General features: G+C 73.3%; 19 protein-coding genes. 13 read left to right on the plus strand and 6 right to left on the minus strand.

Features of this window, described 5'->3' with window-relative positions; translation table 11 throughout:
• Positions 1-9 precede the first annotated feature (9 nt).
• From PSD17_RS15040 to PSD17_RS15060, 5 genes are all read left to right on the plus strand, one after another.
• Positions 10-672 (plus strand): metal-dependent transcriptional regulator, encoded by a 663-nt coding sequence (locus tag PSD17_RS15040; RefSeq protein WP_339123020.1) that lies wholly within the window; start codon positions 10-12, stop codon positions 670-672.
• Between the two features lie 148 nt (positions 673-820).
• Positions 821-1,297, plus strand: a complete 477-nt coding sequence (locus PSD17_RS15045) for a formate dehydrogenase subunit gamma (protein ID WP_013675163.1) — start codon at positions 821-823, stop codon at positions 1,295-1,297.
• The gene (locus PSD17_RS15050; RefSeq protein ID WP_339123022.1) at positions 1,294-2,793 is read left to right on the plus strand and encodes a formate dehydrogenase beta subunit; all 1,500 of its coding nucleotides are present in this window, start codon (positions 1,294-1,296) and stop codon (positions 2,791-2,793) included. Before PSD17_RS15045 ends, PSD17_RS15050 begins: the two co-directional genes overlap by 4 nt.
• Positions 2,790-5,618: a formate dehydrogenase subunit alpha gene (gene fdhF, locus PSD17_RS15055; RefSeq protein WP_339123024.1), complete on the plus strand. Its 2,829-nt coding sequence runs from the start codon at positions 2,790-2,792 to the stop codon at positions 5,616-5,618. The genes PSD17_RS15050 and fdhF overlap by 4 nt, the downstream gene beginning before the upstream one ends.
• On the plus strand, positions 5,611-5,865 hold the full coding sequence (locus tag PSD17_RS15060) for a formate dehydrogenase subunit delta (RefSeq protein ID WP_013675166.1): 255 nt from the start codon (positions 5,611-5,613) through the stop codon (positions 5,863-5,865). Before fdhF ends, PSD17_RS15060 begins: the two co-directional genes overlap by 8 nt.
• A 29-nt stretch (positions 5,866-5,894) precedes the next feature.
• Here PSD17_RS15060 and PSD17_RS15065 read toward each other — a convergent pair whose 3' ends face one another.
• On the minus strand, positions 5,895-6,380 hold the full coding sequence (locus tag PSD17_RS15065; RefSeq protein ID WP_013675167.1) for a MarR family winged helix-turn-helix transcriptional regulator: 486 nt from the start codon (positions 6,378-6,380) through the stop codon (positions 5,895-5,897).
• Positions 6,381-6,443: 63 nt separating this feature from the next.
• Here PSD17_RS15065 and PSD17_RS15070 point away from each other — a divergent pair, with 63 nt between their 5' ends.
• The 4 genes from PSD17_RS15070 to fmdA all read left to right on the plus strand — a co-directional run bounded on the left by PSD17_RS15070 (position 6,444) and on the right by fmdA (position 10,004).
• Positions 6,444-7,541 carry a substrate-binding domain-containing protein gene (locus PSD17_RS15070; protein ID WP_013675168.1) on the plus strand — a complete coding sequence of 366 codons (1,098 nt, stop codon included), beginning with the start codon at positions 6,444-6,446 and terminating at the stop codon, positions 7,539-7,541.
• 162 nt (positions 7,542-7,703) lie between these two features.
• Entirely contained in the window at positions 7,704-7,994 is a 291-nt protein-coding gene (locus PSD17_RS15075) for a hypothetical protein (RefSeq protein ID WP_013675169.1), read from the plus strand.
• Position 7,995: 1 nt separating this feature from the next.
• Entirely contained in the window at positions 7,996-8,634 is a 639-nt protein-coding gene (locus PSD17_RS15080) for an AmiS/UreI family transporter (protein ID WP_013675170.1), read from the plus strand.
• A 116-nt stretch (positions 8,635-8,750) separates the two neighbouring features.
• Positions 8,751-10,004 (plus strand): formamidase, encoded by a 1,254-nt coding sequence (gene fmdA / locus PSD17_RS15085; protein ID WP_013675171.1) that lies wholly within the window; start codon positions 8,751-8,753, stop codon positions 10,002-10,004.
• A 67-nt stretch (positions 10,005-10,071) separates the two neighbouring features.
• On the opposite strand, the gene PSD17_RS15090 is transcribed toward fmdA, so the two are convergent.
• Both PSD17_RS15090 and PSD17_RS15095 read right to left on the minus strand, forming a co-directional pair.
• Positions 10,072-10,239, minus strand: a complete 168-nt coding sequence (locus PSD17_RS15090; protein WP_339123029.1) for a hypothetical protein — start codon at positions 10,237-10,239, stop codon at positions 10,072-10,074.
• A gap of 318 nt (positions 10,240-10,557) precedes the next feature.
• Positions 10,558-11,943, minus strand: coding sequence for an RNA polymerase sigma factor (locus PSD17_RS15095; protein WP_013675173.1), 1,386 nt, complete (start codon positions 11,941-11,943; stop codon positions 10,558-10,560).
• Positions 11,944-12,634: 691 nt separating this feature from the next.
• On the opposite strand from PSD17_RS15095, the gene PSD17_RS15100 reads away from it, so the two are divergent.
• The gene (locus PSD17_RS15100; protein ID WP_339123031.1) at positions 12,635-13,525 is read left to right on the plus strand and encodes an inositol monophosphatase family protein; all 891 of its coding nucleotides are present in this window, start codon (positions 12,635-12,637) and stop codon (positions 13,523-13,525) included.
• Between the two features lie 54 nt (positions 13,526-13,579).
• Here the strand turns inward: PSD17_RS15100 and cei are convergent, their stop codons facing one another.
• Both cei and PSD17_RS15110 read right to left on the minus strand, forming a co-directional pair.
• Positions 13,580-14,239, minus strand: a complete 660-nt coding sequence (gene cei / locus PSD17_RS15105) for an envelope integrity protein Cei (protein WP_339123034.1) — start codon at positions 14,237-14,239, stop codon at positions 13,580-13,582.
• The gene (locus PSD17_RS15110; RefSeq protein ID WP_339123036.1) at positions 14,236-15,327 is read right to left on the minus strand and encodes a phosphotransferase family protein; all 1,092 of its coding nucleotides are present in this window, start codon (positions 15,325-15,327) and stop codon (positions 14,236-14,238) included. Before PSD17_RS15110 ends, cei begins: the two co-directional genes overlap by 4 nt.
• 342 nt (positions 15,328-15,669) lie before the next feature.
• Here PSD17_RS15110 and PSD17_RS15115 point away from each other — a divergent pair, with 342 nt between their 5' ends.
• Positions 15,670-15,972: a DUF4193 domain-containing protein gene (locus PSD17_RS15115; protein WP_013675177.1), complete on the plus strand. Its 303-nt coding sequence runs from the start codon at positions 15,670-15,672 to the stop codon at positions 15,970-15,972.
• A 90-nt stretch (positions 15,973-16,062) separates the two neighbouring features.
• Here the strand turns inward: PSD17_RS15115 and PSD17_RS15120 are convergent, their stop codons facing one another.
• Positions 16,063-16,554: a DUF3093 domain-containing protein gene (locus tag PSD17_RS15120; RefSeq protein WP_339123039.1), complete on the minus strand. Its 492-nt coding sequence runs from the start codon at positions 16,552-16,554 to the stop codon at positions 16,063-16,065.
• 74 nt (positions 16,555-16,628) lie between these two features.
• Between PSD17_RS15120 and dut the strand changes: the two genes are divergently transcribed.
• Both dut and PSD17_RS15130 read left to right on the plus strand, forming a co-directional pair.
• The gene (dut, locus tag PSD17_RS15125) at positions 16,629-17,138 is read left to right on the plus strand and encodes a dUTP diphosphatase (protein ID WP_049803687.1); all 510 of its coding nucleotides are present in this window, start codon (positions 16,629-16,631) and stop codon (positions 17,136-17,138) included.
• Positions 17,138-18,184 (plus strand): DUF3710 domain-containing protein (locus tag PSD17_RS15130; RefSeq protein WP_339123040.1); only part of this gene is annotated, 1,047 nt, incomplete at its 3' end. The genes dut and PSD17_RS15130, both read left to right, overlap by 1 nt.

Here is an 18,184-nt window from a genome sequence, read left to right on the forward strand (position 1 = left end):
GAGGCCCGAATGACCGAATCCGCGGCGACGGAGAACTACCTGAAGGTCCTCTGGACCGCCGGGGAGTGGTCCGACGCGCCCGTCACCGTCTCCGTGCTCGCCTCGCGGCTGGGCCTGGCGCCGTCGTCGGTGTCGGAGGTGGTCCGCCGCCTCACCGATCGGGGCCTCGTCGCGCATGCCCGTTACGGCACCATCGAGCTCACCCCCGACGGCCGCCGGATCGCGCTCGGCACCGTCCGCAAGCACCGCCTGATCGAGACGTTCCTGGTCGACTACCTCGGCTACACCTGGGACGAGGTGCACGACGAGGCCGACCTGCTCGAGCACGCCGTGTCGGACACGTTCGTCGACCGGCTCGCGCTGCGGCTCGGCGAGCCCGACCGCGACCCCCACGGCGACCCGATCCCGCACGCCGACGGGAGCATGCCGGGCGGCGACGAGCTGACGTTCGACGCGGTCGCCGAGGGGAGCCGGGTGCGGGTGGTGCGGGTCTCGGACTCCGATCCGCGGATCCTGCGCCACCTCGACCGCCTCGGGATCGCGCTGGGCAGCGTGCTGGAGGTCGTCGAGCGGCACGAGAGCGCGGGCACGATCGACGTCATGCACGGGCGCCGCGCCGTCGTGCTCGGAATGCCCGCAGCCAGGGCCATCCGCGTCGAGGCGATCGGCTGACGGCGGCCGGCCCGTCATGGACGGCCTGCGATGGACCGCCCGTGATAGGCCGCGGCTATCACCGCATAGGAACATTCATTTTGACGGCCCCCGGGCCCGACCCCAGAGTCACGTGCATGACACGCAGCCGTGATCACCGGGGACGCCCGTGACCGTCGAGGCGCCCACCGGGCGGGTGGCCGAGATCGTCGGACGGATCGTCGAGGCCCATCGCGGCTCCCGGGGACCGCTGCTGCCGATCCTGCACGCGGTGCAGGCCGAGCTCGGCCATGTCCCGCCGTCGGTCGTGCCGCTGCTCGCCGAGCGGCTCAACCTCTCGCGGGCCGAGGTGCACGGGGTCGTGACGTTCTACCGCGACTTCCGCGCCGCCCCGCCCGGCCGGGTGACGGTGCGGGTGTGCCGAGCGGAGGCCTGCCAGGCCGTCGGCGGACAGGCGCTGCTGGAGCACGCCGTCGCGAGCCTCGGCGTCGAGCGCGGGGAGACCACGCCCGACGGTGCCGTCACCCTCGACGAGGTCTTCTGCCTGGGCAACTGTGCGCTGGGCCCCGCGGTCCAGGTGGGCGACCGGCTGCACGGCCGGGTCACCCCCGCCCGCCTGGACGCGCTGATCGGGCAGTGCCGGTGAAGGTCTTCGTCCCCAAGGACTCCGCCGCGGTCTCCGTCGGGGCCGACGAGGTCGCCGAGCTGCTCGGACGCGCGGGCGCGCAGGTCGTCCGGACCGGTTCCCGGGGCATGTTGTGGCTCCAGCCGCTGGTCGAGGTCGAGACCGCGGCGGGCCGGGTGGGGTACGGGCCGGTCGCCCCGGAGGACGTCGACGGTCTGGTCGCCGCCGGATTGCTCGACGGCACCGCGGACGGCCTCGGGCTCGTCGAGGAACTGCCGTGGATGCGCGCCCAGCAACGCCTGACGTTCGCCCGCGTCGGCGTCGTCGACCCGGCCGACCCGGACGACCACGAGCGCCACGGCGGACTCGAGGGCCTGCGCGCGGCGCTGGCGATGGACCCTGCTGATGTCGTCACCGCCGTCACCGACTCGGGGCTGCGCGGGCGCGGCGGGGCCGGGTTCCCGACGGGCGTCAAGTGGAAGACCGTCGCGCAGGCGTCGTCGGCGGTGAAGTTCGTGTGCTGCAACGCCGACGAGGGCGACAGCGGCACCTTCGCCGACCGGATGCTGCTGGAGGGCGACCCGTTCACCCTGCTCTGCGGGATGACGATCGCCGGGTACGCGGTCGGCGCCTCGGAGGGCTACGTCTACGTGCGCTCGGAGTACCCGGATGCCGTCGCGGCTGTTCATACGGCGATCGTGGCGGCCCGGGAGCGGGGCTGGCTGGGGGACTCGGTCCTCGGTTCGGGCTTCGCGTTCGACGTGCACGTCCGTGTCGGCGCCGGCGCCTACATCTGCGGCGAGGAGACCTCCATGCTGGAGAGCCTCGAGGGCAAGCGGGGCACGGTCCGGCCGAAGCCGCCGATCCCGGCGCTGGAGGGGTTGTTCGGGCGCCCGACCGTCGTCAACAACGTGCTGTCGCTGGCCTCGGTGCCCACGATCCTGGCCGACGGTCCGCAGGCGTACGCGGCGCTGGGTGTCGGCCGGTCACGGGGAACGCAGGTGTTCCAGCTGGGCGGCAACGTCGCCCGCGGCGGGGTGGTCGAGACGGCGTTCGGCATCTCGCTGGGCGAGCTGGTGGAGACCTTCGGCGGCGGGACCCTCTCGGGCCGACCGGTTCGTGCGGTGCAGGTCGGCGGCCCGCTGGGGGCGTACCTGCCCGTCGAACAATTCGACCTGCCGATGGACTACGAGGCGTTCGCCGCGTCCGGGGCGATGGTCGGGCACGGCGGCGTCGTCGTGTTCGACGACACCGTGGACATGTCGGCGATGGCGCGGTTCGCGATGGAGTTCTGCGCCGAGGAGTCGTGCGGGCGCTGCACGCCGTGCCGGATCGGGGCGGTCCGCGGCGTGGAGACCATCGACCGCATCCGGGCGGGCGAGGACCGCGAGGCGAACCTCGTCCTGCTCGAGGACCTGTGCGAGCTGATGACCGACGGCTCGTTGTGCGCCATGGGCGGGCTCACCCCGCTCCCGGTGCGCAGCGCGATCCGCCACTTCGGGGAGGACTTCCGGTGACGCTGCTCGAGGAACCCGACTTCGGTACCCCGGCCCGGCCGGGGCAGGCCACGGTCGAGGTGACCGTCGACGGGGTCGCCGTCACCGTGCCGCCGGGCACGTCGGTGATGCGGGCCGCCGCGCAGGCCGGCTGCGCGGTCCCCAAGCTGTGCGCCACCGACAGCCTGGAGGCGTTCGGCTCGTGCCGGCTGTGCGTCGTGGAGATCGACGGCGCGCGTGGGACCCCCGCCTCCTGCACGACGCCCGTCGCGCCCGGCATGGTCGTGCGCACCCGGTCGGAGAAGCTGGAGAAGCTGCGCCGCGGGGTCATGGAGCTCTACATCTCCGACCATCCGCTCGACTGCCTGACCTGCTCGGCCAACGGCGACTGCGAGCTGCAGGACATGGCCGCCGCGACCGGGCTGCGCGAGGTCCGCTACGGCTCCGGTGTCGACGCCGGCGCGAACCACATGGACCTGCCGAAGGACACCTCGAACCCGTACTTCGAGTTCGACCCGGCCAAGTGCATCCTCTGCTCGCGCTGCGTGCGGGCCTGCGACGAGGTGCAGGGCACCCTGGCGCTGACCATCGAGGGCCGCGGGTTCGGCTCGACGGTGTCACCGGGTGGCACGGACTTCCTCTCCAGCGACTGCGTGTCCTGCGGGGCGTGCGTGCAGGCGTGCCCGACGGCGACGCTGCAGGAGCGCTCCGTCGTCGAGCTGGGGCTGCCGACCCGTTCGGTCGTCACGACGTGCGCCTACTGCGGTGTCGGGTGCTCCTTCAAGGCCGAGGTGCGCGGTTCCGGGGAGGCCACCGAGGTGGTCCGGATGGTCCCGCTCAAGGACGGCGGCGCCAACCAGGGCCACTCGTGTGTCAAGGGCCGCTTCGCGTTCGGCTACGCGAGCCATCCCGACCGGGTGCTGGCGCCCCGGATCCGCGAGTCGATCAGCGACGACTGGCGCGAGGTCTCGTGGGAGGAGGCCATCGGGTTCGCCGCACGTCGACTGCGCGCGATCCAGGCCGAGCACGGCCCCGGGTCGATCGGCGCGATCACCTCCTCGCGGTGCACCAACGAGGAGGTCTACGTCGTCCAGAAGATGGTGCGGGCGGCGTTCGGCAACAACAACGTCGACACCTGCGCGCGGGTCTGCCACTCGCCGACCGGCTACGGGCTCAACCAGACGTTCGGCACCTCGGCGGGCACCCAGGACTTCGCCTCGGTCGACGACGCCGACGTGATCATGGTGATCGGCGCCAACCCGACCGACGCCCACCCGGTGTTCGCGTCGCGGATGAAGCGGCGGCTGCGCCGGGGCGCAGCCCTGATCGTCGCCGACCCCCGCTCGATCGACCTGGTCCGCAGCCCGCACATCGAGGCCGCGTACCACCTGCCGCTGGCGCCGGGCACCAACGTCGCGATCGTGAACGCGATGGCGCACGTCGTCGTCACCGAGGGACTGGTCGACCGCGAGTTCGTCGACGCCCGCTGCGAGGGCTTCGACGAGTGGGCCGCGTTCATCGCCGAGCCCGCCAACAGCCCGGAGGCCGTCGAGGAGATCACCGGCGTCCCGGCCGCCGACGTGCGCGCCGCCGCCCGGCTCTACGCCGGCGCCCGCAACGCCGCGATCTACTACGGCCTGGGCGTCACCGAGCACAGCCAGGGCTCGACGATGGTCATGGGGATGGCCAACCTCGCGATGGCCACCGGCAACATCGGGCGGCGCGGTGTCGGGGTGAACCCGTTGCGCGGGCAGAACAACGTGCAGGGCTCCTGCGACATGGGCTCGTTCCCGCACGAGCTGCCCGGGTACCGGCACGTCGGCGAGGAGTCGGTGCGCGACATCTACAACGAGCTGTGGGGCGTGGAGGTCCTCGACGAGCCCGGCCTGCGCATCCCCAACATGTTCGACGCCGCGCTCGACGGCTCCTTCCGCGCGCTGTTCGTGCACGGTGAGGACATCGCGCAGTCCGACCCCAACACCGCCCACGTCGAGGCCGCGCTGTCCGCGCTCGACCTGGTGATCGTGCAGGACCTGTTCGAGAACGAGACGGCGAGGTTCGCCCACGTCCTGCTGCCCGGCACGTCGTTCCTGGAGAAGGACGGCACGTTCACCAACGCCGAGCGGCGGATCAACCGGGTACGGCCGGTGATGCCCGCGCGCACCGGCAAGCAGGAGTGGCAGATCGTGTGCGAGCTCGCGCAGGCCATGGGCTACCCGATGCACTACGACGACGCCGCGCAGATCATGGACGAGATCGCGCTGACCACACCGACGTTCTCCGGGGTCTCCTTCGCCCATCTCGACGCCGTCGGCTCGGTGCAGTGGCCCTGCACCACCGAGCGGCCGGAGGGGACGCCGATCATGCACGTCGACGGGTTCGTCCGCGGGCTCGGCAGGTTCGTGCCGACCCGCTACGTCCCGACGCGTGAGCGCAGCACCCGTCGCTTCCCCCTGATCCTCACGACGGGCCGCATCCTGTCGCAGTACAACGTCGGCGCCCAGACCCGGCGCACCGCCAACGTCGCGTGGCATCCCGAGGACCTGCTCGAGATCCACCCGCACGACGCGGAGGTCCGCGGCATCGCCGACGGCGACCGCGTCGAGCTCTCCAGCCGGGTGGGGACGACGTCCTTGCGCGCCAGCATCTCCGCCCGCATGCCGGTCGGGGTCTGCTACACCACGTTCCACCATCCGGTCAGCGGCGCCAACGTCGTCACCACCGAGAACTCCGACTGGGCGACGAACTGCCCGGAGTACAAGGTGACCGCGGTGCAGGTGACGCCGGCGACGACGCAGGCCGCGGTCGAGCGTGGCGAGGCGCCGGTGGGGGCCGGTCGTGGCTGACCCGGCGCAGGCGCACCCGGCGCACGCGGGCGCCGAGCCCGTCGTGCGGCTCGTCGAGGAGATCGCGGTGCAGTTCGAGCACCGGCCGCCCGACGCCGCGGCCGCCGAGATCGCCGCACACCTGAGGCGGTTCTGGGACCCGCGGATGCGGCGCCGGCTCGTCGACGCCGTCGCGGCGGGTGCGGTCGGCGACCCGGTCGTGGTGCGCGTGGCGCAGGTGCTGGCGCCGGGGGTTCCGGCGCGGTGAGGCGACCCCCGGGCCGGGCGGGACCGGGGTCAGGCCGGGTCGGCGAGGACGGACGCGGCGGCCTCGGCGCCCGGCACCTGCAGGCCCCGGCGCAGCCGGCCCAGCAGCTCGTCGAACACGGCGGCGTCGGGTCCGAGGATGCGGGAGAACTCGCGCCTGACGCCGGCCGCGGCCTCGTCCCAGACGGCGAGGGCCTGCTTACCGCGCGGCGACGCCGCGATCAGCACCCGGCGGCGGTCGAGCTCGTCGGCGCGGCGCAGCACCAGGTTGGCCGACACCATGCGGTCGACGAGCTTGCTCAGCTTGGGCGCGAGCATCATCGCGTGCTCGGCGACGACGTTCATCGGGCAGCCGCCGCGCTCGGCGAGCAGCGACAGGATCCGCCACTGCTCGATGTCGGCGCCGTGGGCCTTCAGGGCCTCCTCCAGCCGCTGCTCGGCGGACCGTCCCACGAGTGCGAGGAGACGGAGGGTCTCGTCGTCGATCTCGTCATCGGGGTCGAGGCGAGGGGCCATCCCTGGATACTAACCGCACGATCGGAGTAACACCGTGCCGCACGGTGTCGCTAGCGTCGTCACATGCCCATTCACGAGGCGTCGCCGCGACTGACGGTGCCGCCGTCGGCCGATCCCGACGTCCTCACCATGGCGCTGGTCGTCCCGCTGCAGGGACCGGCCGGCATCTTCGGGCCTTCCTGCGAGAGCTGCGCCGAGCTCGCGGCCGAGGAGATCAACGCCGAGGGCGGCGTGCTGGGCCGCGAGCTGCGGCTCGTGCCGGTCGACGGGGGAGCGGCACCGGAGGTCGTCGCCACCGAGGTCGACGCCCTGATCCGGGCCAACGCGATCGACGCCGTGACCGGCTGGCACATCTCCGCCGTGCGGGAGGCGGTCGCGCCGCGCATCGGGGGGCGCGTCCCCTACGCCTACACGGCGCTCTACGAGGGCGGCGAGCACCGCCCGGGGGTGTTCCTGACCGGCGAGACGCCCGACCTCCAGCTGGGACCGACGCTCGACTGGTTCGCCGGCACCGTCGGCGTGCGGCGCTGGACCATCGTCGGCGACGACTACATCTGGCCCCGTCGCTCGGCGCGGATCGCCGCGGACCACCTGCGGTCGATCGGCGGCACCGTCTGCGACGAGATGTACGTCCCGCTGGGGACGACGGACTTCGACGGGGCGCTGGGCCGCGTCGAGGCCAGCGGCTGCGAGGCCGTGCTGATGCTGCTGATCGGCGACGACGCGGTGTGCTTCAACCGCGCGTTCAGCGCCCGCGGCATGGACCGCGACATCCTGCGCTTCAGCTCGCTCATCGACGAGAACGTGCTGCTGGCGTCGGGGGCGTCGAACACGCGCGGGCTGCTCACCTCCGCCGGCTACTTCGAGGACCTCGGGACGACGCCCGGTCTCGACTTCGCGGCCGCCTACTTCCGCCGCTTCGGGCCCGACGCGCCGGTGCTCAACAGCCTGGGCGAGTCCTGCTACGAGGGCGTCCGGCTGCTCGTCGCGCTGATGCGTCGCGCGCACTCCGCCGAGGTCGGGTCGGTGACCTCGGTGTCGGAGGGGCTGGCCTACGAGAGCCCGCGGGGGACGGTCGTCGTGCGCAACCGGCACCTGCAGCAGCGGGTGTTCCTGGCGGTCGCCGACGGGCTGCGCTGGGACGTCATCCAGGAACTCTGACCTGGCGGTTCGCGCACGTGCGCGGGGGTCCCCGCGGCCCGTCCGGCCGACCGTTGACAGCAGCCGTCACAGCCCGTAGTTTCCGGAGAAATTATTTCCGGCCACGGGCATCGCGAGCGTGTGTCCTTCCGGTGCCCCACAACGACGTGGAAGGAGTGACCGGTGGCGACCTATCGATACCGCTGCGGCAGCCACGGTTCGTTCGACCTGAGCGCACCGATCGGCACCGCACCCGGCACGGCGCCGTGCCCGGGGTGCGCCCGGCCGTCGACACGCGAGTACACGGCACCGATGCTGGGCCTCGCGCCCCGCGCCGCCGTCGCGCTGCTCGACCGGACCGCGGCGACGGCCGAGACTCCCGCCGTCGTCTCCGCGCCGCCCCCGCGGCCGGCCCACCGGCGTACCCCGCTCGCCCCGCCGAACCCGGCGCTGCGCCGGCTGCCGAGGCCGTGACATGGCGGCCGTCGGACTGATCTACGTGGGCGCCGTGCTGTTCCTCAACGGCGCCATGCTGCTCGGCTGGGTGGAGGCCCGCTCCGCGGCGCCGCTCAACCTGTTCGTCGGGATCCTGCAGGTCATCACCCCGACGTTCCTGATCTTCACCGCCGCGGGCGACCCGGTGATCGTGCTCAACGCATCGGGGCTCTACCTGTTCGGCTTCACCTATCTGTACGTGGCGTGCAACCTGTTCTTCAACCTCGACGGCACCGGACTCGGCTACTTCTCGCTGTTCGTCGCCGTCGCCGCGGTCGCGTACTCGCTGGTGAACTTCATGCGCCTCGGCGATCCCGTCTTCGGCGTCATCTGGCTCTACTGGGCGTTCCTCTGGTTGCTGTTCTTCCTGGTCCTGGGCCGCGGGATGGAAGGGCTGGGCCGCTACACCGGCGCCGTCGCCGCGATCCAGGGCTGGGCCACCGGCGCGCTCCCGGCAGCCGTGCTGCTGCTCGGCTTCTGGGGCCGTAACGCCACCTTGATCGCCTGGGTCGCCGCGATCGCCGGCATCGTCGTCTTCGCCGCGATCTACGTCCCGTTGCGCCCCAAGGGGACCGCAACACCCGCACCCTCCGGGACCCCGTCCGCCGCGGCCGTCTGACCGCGCGGCGCCCCGGCGCCGGCACACCCGGCGGTCGCGCACCGCCGTGACCGCACCACCTCATCGGTACGCCCTGGTTGTCACGTCCCTGTCCGTACGCACCGCAGGAGAGCGTCATGCCCGAAGTCGTCTTCCCGCTCGACTCGAACAAGAAGTTCACCGAACAGCAGATCGTCGGTCACAACCGGTGGCACCCGGACATCCCGGCGCAGGTGCAGGTCAAGCCCGGCGACTCGTTCCGGGTGCACTGCCGCGAATGGTTCGACGGCGCGATCGTCAACGACGACTCCGCCGACGACATCCTGAACGCACCGCTGGCGGGCGTGCACGTGCTCAGCGGACCCCTCGCGGTCGAGGGCGCCGAGCCGGGTGACCTGCTGATCGTCGACATCCTCGACGTCGGTCCGATCCCGCAGGAGGACTCCGGTCCGCTCGCCGGCCAGGGCTGGGGCTACACCGGCGTGTTCGCCACCCGCAACGGCGGCGGGTTCCTCACCGAGCAGTTCCCGGACGCCTACAAGGTGATCTGGGACTTCCAGGGCGGCAAGGCGACGTCGCGGCACGTCCCCGGGGTCTCCTTCACCGGCATCGTGCACCCCGGTCTGATGGGTACCGCGCCCTCGGCCGATCTGCTCGCGAAGTGGAACGCGCGCGAACAGGCGCTCATCGACACCGACCCGAACCGCGTCCCGCCGCTGGCCCTGCCGCCGCTGCCCGACTCGGCCATCCTCGGCAGCCTCTCGGGCGCCGACTTCGACCGGGTCGCCGGCGAGGCCGCCCGCACCGCGCCGCCGCGGGAGAACGGCGGCAACCAGGACATCAAGAACCTGACCAAGGGGACCCGGATCTTCTACCCGGTGTTCGTCGAGGGCGGGAAGCTGTCCATGGGGGACCTGCACTTCTCCCAGGGCGACGGCGAGATCACGTTCTGCGGCGCCATCGAGATGGGCGGGTTCATGGACCTGCACGTCGACGTCATCAAGGGCGGCATGGCGACGTACGGGGTCTCCGAGAACGCGATCTTCATGCCGGGCAACACCGACCCGCAGTACAGCGAGTGGCTGGCCTTCTCCGGCACGTCGGTGACCCTCGGCGGCGAGCAGCGCTACCTCGACTCGCACCTGTCGTACCAGCGGGCCTGCCTGCACGCGATCGACTACCTGACCAAGTTCGGCTACAGCCCCATCCAGGCGTACATGATCCTGGGTGCGGCGCCGATCGAGGGCCGCCTCTCGGGTGTCGTCGACATCCCGAACTCCTGCTCGACGGTCTACATCCCGACCGCGATCTTCGACTTCGACGTGCGGCCAGGCAAGAACGGCCCGCACCAGGTCGACCCGGGTATGGGCGTCCCGATGTCGCCCGCCTGAGTCCCGTGGGGGGTCGTCGGCCCCGGTCGCCCCGTGCGGCCGGGGCCGACGCGTGCCAGGCGTCGGCTCAGCGGGCGGTTCCGAGGCGCGGGAGATCGGGAAGCAGCGCGCCGAGCCTGCTCCGGGCGAGCCCGGGCAGCCGGCGTCTGCTCTGCAGGTGGGCGAAGACAGGCCGCAGATCGGGATCGGCGAGCAGCTCGGCCCGCGGCAGGTGCGGCTCGACGGGCCGGAACACGCCGTCGGCCTCCCACCCCCGGTCGGCCCGCGGGCACCGCGTCGGTCAGGAAGTCGACGACGCCGACGATTCCCTGGCACCGCCCCGACCGGTAGACCACGGCGCGGGTGCCACTGGCCGTCGACCGCAGGCAGCACATCGTCCGCACGACACCGGGGTCGAGCTCGTCCCCGCTGCCCGCCCGGCGGACGAGGACGAGATCCGGTTCCGGACCGGCGCCGCACCCCGCAGCCGTCCTCGGCCCGCGACCGGCCGACGTCGCGAAGGCCCCGAGCCGCGGGGGCGACTCGGGGCCTTCGTCGTGGTCGGTGCGGACCGTCAGTCCAGGTAGTCCCGCAGCACCTGGGACCGCGACGGGTGCCGCAGCTTCGACATCGTCTTCGACTCGATCTGGCGGATCCGCTCGCGGGTCACGCCGTAGACCTGGCCGATCTCGTCGAGCGTGCGCGGCTGGCCGTCGGTCAGACCGAAGCGCAGCCGGACGACACCCGCCTCACGCTCGGACAGGGTGGCCAGCACCGACTGCAGCTGGTCCTGCAGCAGCGTGAAGCTCACCGCGTCGACCGCGACGACGGCCTCCGAGTCCTCGATGAAGTCGCCGAGCTGGCTGTCGCCCTCGTCGCCGATGGTCTGGTCGAGCGAGATGGGCTCCCGGGCGTACTGCTGGATCTCCAGCACCTTCTCCGGGGTGATGTCCATCTCCTTGGCCAGCTCCTCCGGGGTGGGCTCGCGGCCCAGGTCCTGGAGCAGCTCGCGCTGGATGCGACCGAGCTTGTTGATGACCTCGACCATGTGCACCGGAATGCGGATGGTGCGGGCCTGGTCGGCCATCGCGCGGGTGATGGCCTGGCGGATCCACCACGTCGCGTACGTCGAGAACTTGTAGCCCTTGGTGTAGTCGAACTTCTCGACCGCACGGATCAGGCCGAGGTTGCCCTCCTGGATCAGGTCCAGGAACGCCATGCCGCGACCCGTGTAGCGCTTGGCCAGCGACACGACGAGACGCAGGTTGGCCTCGAGCAGATGGTTCTTCGCGCGCTCACCGTCGCGGACGATCCAGCGCAGGTCGCGCCGCAGCTGCGGGGAGACCTTCTCGCCGGACTCGATCGCCCGGCGCAGCCGCTCGGCCGCGTAGAGGCCGGCCTCGATGCGCTTGGCGAGCTCGACCTCCTCCTCGGCGTTGAGCAGCGCGACCTTGCCGATCTGCTTCAGGTACGCGCGGACGGAGTCGGCCGAGGCGGTGAGCTCGGCGTCCTTACGGGCCTGCCGCAGCGCCTCCGACTCCTCCTCGTCCCAGACGAAGTCGCCCGACTGCTTCTGCTGCGAGCTACGGGTCGTCGGAGCACGACGGTTCGCGCCGGTGTTGGTCGGCTCCTCCTCCTCGTCGTCCTCGTCATCGTCGTCGTCGGAGTCGTCCGAGTCGGCGGTCTCGGGCTCGTCGTCGACCTCGAGGTCGTCGAGCTCGACGTCCTCGAGCTCACCGGCCTCGGGCGAGCCCTCGAGGTCGACCTCGTCGCCGTCGGCGTCGCCGTCGGCCTTCTTCGTCGCCGGCTTGGCCGCGGGGCCCGACCGGGCACGCGTCGACTTCGTCGCGGTCTTCTTGGGGGCTCCCGTCGTTCCCGCCTTGCGCCGGCGGGCCGGAGCCGACGCCACCGCCTCGTCGACGGTCGTGTCGGTGCGGGTTGCGGAGTCTGCGGCTGCCACCTAGGCCCTCTCGCTGCGTGCGCTCTGCTCGTCGCCGGAGACACGGAGGATCCGGCTGTCATGATGTCGAGACTGTCGATGACCTCGCTTCGTCGTGGGTCGCCGTTTCGTCTGGGTTCGGCCGGCCTCACGGGGCGGGGTACCGCGTCATTGTAACTACGTCTGCGCCGAGAGTTCGCACGTCGCATGCGTCGCGTGCCGTCGCAGTGCGCCGGACGGTCGCCGACGCGCCCCCAGTGGCGCTTTCGGAGGGCTCCTGCCGGGTCGTCGCCGGCGTCCCCGCCGCGGGCTCCGCGCCGCATCGGCGCTGCGTACGGGCCCGCTCCTGCGCCAGGAGGCCACGAGGGCGGGCGTCCGGCGCCCGAGCGCGGCCCCTACCGCCGCCCGTGCCGTCTCCCGTGCCATCGCGTGGCCCGGCGCGCCCCGGCCGCCGACGAGCCCCCGTGAGTGCCGATGGTCGCCCGGCGACCATCGGCACCACGACCCCGCGTCCGTCGCCGACGACCCGTCGCCGACGACTCCGGCCCGTCGCCGATGACCGCGGCCCGGCGTTCACGACCGTGGCCCGCCGATCCGACGCCCGGTCATCGCTCACGAGCGGGGCGGTCGACCCGGTCCCGGGCCGCCTGTCCGATCGCGGCACCCGACCTGAGCCTGCGCGTGTCCCGAGGGGTGTGGTCGGATTGCGCCCATGCAGGCTCGACCGGACGCCGACCCCGACCCCGACGCCGACGCCGCGGGCGACGACCCCGCCGTGCTGCGGTCCGTCGCCGAGCGGGTGGCCCGCGAGGCCGCCGAGCACCTGCGGTCGCTGCCGCCGCCGAGGTCGTCCGCGGACGGGGACGGGGGTGGGGACGTCCGGGGTGCCGTGCGTACCAAGTCGTCGCCCACCGACGTCGTGACCGCGGCCGACGAGGCCGTCGAGGCGCTGGTCCGGACGCGGCTGGGCGAGCTGCGGCCCGGGGAGCACGTCCTCGGCGAGGAGGACGGCGGCGACGCGGCCAGGGCGCGCTGGGTCGTCGACCCGATCGACGGCACCGTCAACTACCTCTACGGCCTGCCCGCGTATGCGGTCTCGGTCGCCGCGGTGCGCGACGGCGTCAGCCTGGCGGGGGTCGTCGTCGATCCCGTGTCGGGGCGGACGTGGAGCGCGGCCCGCGGCGCGGGCGCGACGCTCGACGGGCGGCCGTTGGGCGTCACCGTCGAGACCGACCTCGCGCAGTCGCTGGTCGCCACCGGCTTCTCCTACCGCGCGCAGCGCCGAGCCCGGCAGGCGCGGATGGCGGCCGGGATGCTGCCGCGGGTGCGGGACCTGCGCCGCGGCGGCTCGTCGGCTCTCGACGCGTGCGCCGTCGCCACCGGCTGGCTCGACGGCTACGTCGAGCACGGGCTGAACTGGTACGACTGGGCCGCGTCGGCACTGATCGCGGCCGAGGCCGGTGCTGTCGTGCGGGTCCCCGGCCCTCCCGGCGCCGCGCCACCCGACGACGGTCTCGGTGCCGACGCGGTGCTCGTCGCCGCGCCCGGCATCGCCGCTGCGCTCGCCGCGCTCGTCCGTGAGCACGGCGCGGCCGAGGTCTGAGTCCGAGGGCACGGGTGTCCGCGGGGGCAGGCCTCGCCGGGAGCGGGCCGGCGCTCAGCAGGGGGTGTCGCGCGCCTTCTGCAGCAGCGCGGGATCGACCGCGGGACCCGGCGGCGTGCCGGCACCGCTCTCGTCGGCGTTGCCGGACCCGTCGCCGACCGACGGGTTGGCGAGCTGGTCGAGCACGTCGCGGGCCGTCGAGCTCGGTTTGACGTCGGAGAACGCGGTCCCGACCGCGAGGTCGACGCTGTCGTCGCCGCGCGCGTCGCGCACCAGCTCGGTGCAGGGCACCACGATCGCCAGCGTGGCCGCGGCGGCGGCACCCGCCTCGCCGAAGCGGATCTGGCCGCGACAGTCGAGGTCGCCGTCGGGGTAGAGGGGGTCGTTGCCGGGCGCGCCCGCCTCGGCGAACCCCAGGTCGCCGAGCTGGGCGGCGACGAGGTTGGCCTGCCCGCGCTGGCCGCCACCGTTGAGTACCCGCACCTTCGACGCGGCGGCCGCGGCCGGCGTCACCGACTCCAGCGACGAGGCCTCGACGACGGTCCCGGCCGTCCCGGCCGCGGGCGCCGGACACGACGTGGTCCCGGCGCCGCCCGAGGACGTGATCAGCACCGTCGTCCAGGTGGCGAGCGCGACCACGGCGAGCACGCTCACCAGGATCGCGACCGGACGGGTGCGCCGTCGCTGGTAGGGCCGCAGCGGCCGCGGCGTCATCGGTCGATCCCGTGGTCGAGCACGTGGTGGCCCAGCGCGACGAGCGGGTCGACCGCGCCGTCGAGGCCGTCGGCCATCTCCGCCGGCACCGAGCCCGCCTGCACCCGCGCGAGGATCCCCGCGAGGACGACGGCGAGCTTGAACGCCCCGAACCCGACGTACCAGGGCAGCGGCGCGAGGTCCAGGCCCGACCCGGCGGCGTAGGCCGCGGCGATCCCGGCGCGCGTCGGGAAGCCGGGCAGCCGGGTGGGCGACGGGATGCGCTGCGCGGCCCGCCACACGGGGTGCTCGTCGGCCTCGCACCAGTAGACGAGCATCAGCCCCAGGTCGGCCAGCGGGTCCCCGAGGGCGGAGAGCTCCCAGTCGAGGACGGCGAGGATGCGACCGGGGTCGGCGGCGTCGTAGACGCAGTTGTCGATGCGGTAGTCGCCGTGGACGATCGTGTTGCGCTGCGTGGTGGGCACGGCGGCCGCCAGGTGTGCCGACAGCGCGGTCAGCGACTCCTCGGTGGCCTGCCCGACGCTGTCGAGTCCGCTGTCGCGAGCGGCGTCCCACTGTGCGCCCCAGCGCCGCACCTGGCGGGCCATGAAGCCGTCGGGCCGCCCGAAGGACGAGAGCCCGACCGCGTCGATGTCGACCGCGTGCAGCGCGACGAGGACGTCGACGAGCGCGGCGCCCGCGCGGGCACGGTCGGCCGGATCGCCGGCCCACCCGTCGGGCAGCGTCGCGAGCGGGACGACGCCGTCGACCATGTCCATGACGTAGCAGGGCGCGTCGACCGGCGGACCGCCGTCGGAGTGCGCGAGGACGCGGGGCACCGGGACGGCGGTGTCGCGCAGCGCGGAGATGACCGTGCGCTCGCGTCCCATGTCGTGGGCCGTGGCCGCGACCTCGCCGACGGGGGGCCTGCGCAGGACGACCGCTCCGGCCGCCGAGCTCACCCGGTAGGTCAGGTTCGACCGGCCGGCCCCGATCATCTCCAGCGTGCAGTCGGCCCAGGCGGACTCGCCCAGCCGGTCGGCGAGCCAGCGGCCCACGGTCGTCGGATCGGCCCCGGGGTGCCGCCCCGCGACGGTCTGGTCAGCCACGAGCGCAGACCCTAGTGCCACCGACGGTCCGCGACGCCCACGCCGCGACGGGTGTCACGGACCGAGCTCAGGCGTGTGCATCATCCGCGTGCCGACCTGGGGTGCAACCGCTCGGCGACGACTGGTCGGCCGACGCGGCACGGGCTTGCACCCTGAGCTACCCTCTCGGCCCCGGGGGGACAGTCCCGTGCTGCGCCGGTGCCGCGTCGGGCGTTTACCGGGGGCGCCGCTGTGATGCTCTCGATTGAGACGGGCGTCACGTCGGGACCGGGCACAAACCCCGCTGCCGTGACGTTGTCGCGGCACGGCGAAGACACAGTGCAGAAGTTGAGGGTGGGAACGATGGCGACCGATTACGACGCTCCGCGTCGCAACGAGAGCGACGACATGGCCGAGGACTCGTTGGACGAGCTCAAGGCCCGTCGCAACGAGGCGCAGTCGTCCGCGGTCGATGTCGACGAGTCGGACACTGCGGAGAGCTTCGAGCTGCCCGGGGCGGACCTGTCGGGCGAGGAGCTCACGGTCAAGGTGTTGCCCAAGCAGGCGGACGAGTTCACCTGCGCGAGCTGCTTCCTGGTCCACCACCGCAGCCGGCTGGCCGAGACCCGCGGAGCCCAGTTCATCTGCCGCGACTGCGCGGCCTGAGACGACGACGGGCCCGGTACCGCAACCCACACGGGTAGCGGTACCGGGCCCGTGTCGTCGAACCGCGCCGTCGCGTCGTCGGTGGCAGGCCTATCCGGGGTTGCCGGCGGCCAGTGCCGCGCGCAGCCGGTCGGGATGGCGCGTGCTGACGATCCAGTACGGCACGTCGGACGCGGGATCGAGGATCTCGACGCGGACGACGGGCCCGACCCAGGCCCGGTGCATGAGGAACGCCTGCGGGTCGAGCTCGGGGCCCAACGCGACCTGCTTGTCGCGGCGCTCGACGGTGTCGGTGCGCCCGACCAGCGCGAGCGGGACCGACTCGTCGGCGACGCTGAACACGCCGTCGGCCACCCGCACCTGGGTGCGGCCCAGCCAGTACAGGGCGCCCACGCACAGCGGCACCAGCACGACGTAGCCGATCCACGACCGGACGCCCGGGTAGCCCATGTGGATCTCGGCACCCAGCAGGACCCCGACGCCGACCGCCACCAGGTACGACCAGAGTGGGACGGACAACCGCTCGTCGAACGCAACACGGCCGGACGTCGCAGACGGCGGGGGTGACGGGTGCTCGCTCACGGACGTCGAGGGTAGCCTCGGCCGTCGTGCCCGGCTCCCTCGACGCTCCCCAGCCCGAGCCCCCCGCCGCGCCGCTGCCCGAGCCGTTCCCCGAGCCGCTCGTGGGCCCGGCGCTCGAGGTGGCTCTCGTCCGGCTGGATCCCGATGTCCCGCTGCCGTCCTACGCCCGTCCCGGCGACGCCGGGGCCGACCTGGTGACCACGGCCGACGTCGTGCTGGCGCCGGGGGAGCGGGCCGTCGTCGGCACCGGGATCGCCGTCGCGCTGCCCGTGGGCTACGCCGGCTTCGTGCACCCGCGCTCCGGGCTGGCCGCGCGCGCGGGGCTGTCGGTCGTCAACACCCCGGGCACCATCGACGCCGGATACCGCGGCGAGATCCAGGTGTGTCTGATCAATCACGACCTTCGCGAGGATCTCGTGCTGAGAAAGGGTGACCGGATAGCCCAGTTGGTCGTTCAACGAGTGGAACACGTCAGGTTCGTCGAGACCGACGTCCTGCCCGGCTCCGTCCGCGGAGCCGGTGGCTACGGCTCCACCGGGGGCCACGACCGGCTGTCCCAGCACGCCATCGAGGAGATCGCGTAGTGGCACGACGCGACCGCACCGGGCTGCGTTCCGCCGCGCCCGCCGCCGAGCGTGACGGGTACGCCGACCGCGCCGACGACCGCTACGACTACGACGACGAGTACGACGACTTCGACGACCGCGTCGACGACGGGTACGAGGACGAGTACGACGCGTACGACGACGAGTACGACGACGGCTACGACGACGAGCACGCCGACGACCCGCGGCGTCCGTCGTTCGACCCGGACGCGCCCGGTCCGTACGACGTCGAGGACGTCGAGGGTCCGGCGCCGAGCACGGGCGGCGAGGACAACGTCGACCCCCGTGAGTACGACAGGCTCGCGGGCGACCACCCGGCGACGCCCGCCCTCTCGCCCGCGCACCAGGCCTGGGCGGCCTCCGTCCTCGACGGGCTGACCGATTTCGGCGCCGTCCGGATCCGCGTCCCGGCCGACGGCAACGTCGACCTCACCGTCCCGCCGTCGGGCACGATGCAGGCCGTCCACGTGATGGTGCCGCAGGGCAAACTGTCGGTCAGTGCGCTCGCGGCGCCGCGCTCCGAGGAGCTGTGGCCGACGCTGGCGTCGGAGATCGAGGCGTCGCTGCGCGACGGCGGCGCCACGGTGCGGCGGACCGAGGGGGAGTGGGGCCTCGAGCTGCACGCCCACACCGACGTCGCGCAGTCCGTGTTCGTCGGTGTCGACGGGCCGCGCTGGATGGTCTACGGGGTCGCGACCGGTCCGCAGGCCTCCACGGCGCAGCTCGACGCGGCGCTGCGGCTGCTGCTGCGCGGCATGGTCGTCGTCCGCGGCCGGCTGCCGTACCCGCCCCGGACCGTCCTGCCGCTCGAGCTCCCCGAGGACCTCAAGAAGCGTCAGCAGGAGCAGGTCGCCGCCGCCGAGAAGGCCGCGGCGGCGGGCGGGTCCCCGGCCCCGACGCCCGCGCCGGACCCGGTCACGGCCGCGATTCCGGTGCGCTCGGCGCCCTACCGTCCCGTGCCGTACGACGTGGACCGTCCCGACGGGCGTCGGCCCGCCGGGCCCCGCCCGCCGCACGCCGCGCCT

This window comes from Pseudonocardia sp. D17 (genome assembly GCF_036984265.1).
GTDB lineage: Bacteria > Actinomycetota > Actinomycetes > Mycobacteriales > Pseudonocardiaceae > Pseudonocardia > Pseudonocardia benzenivorans.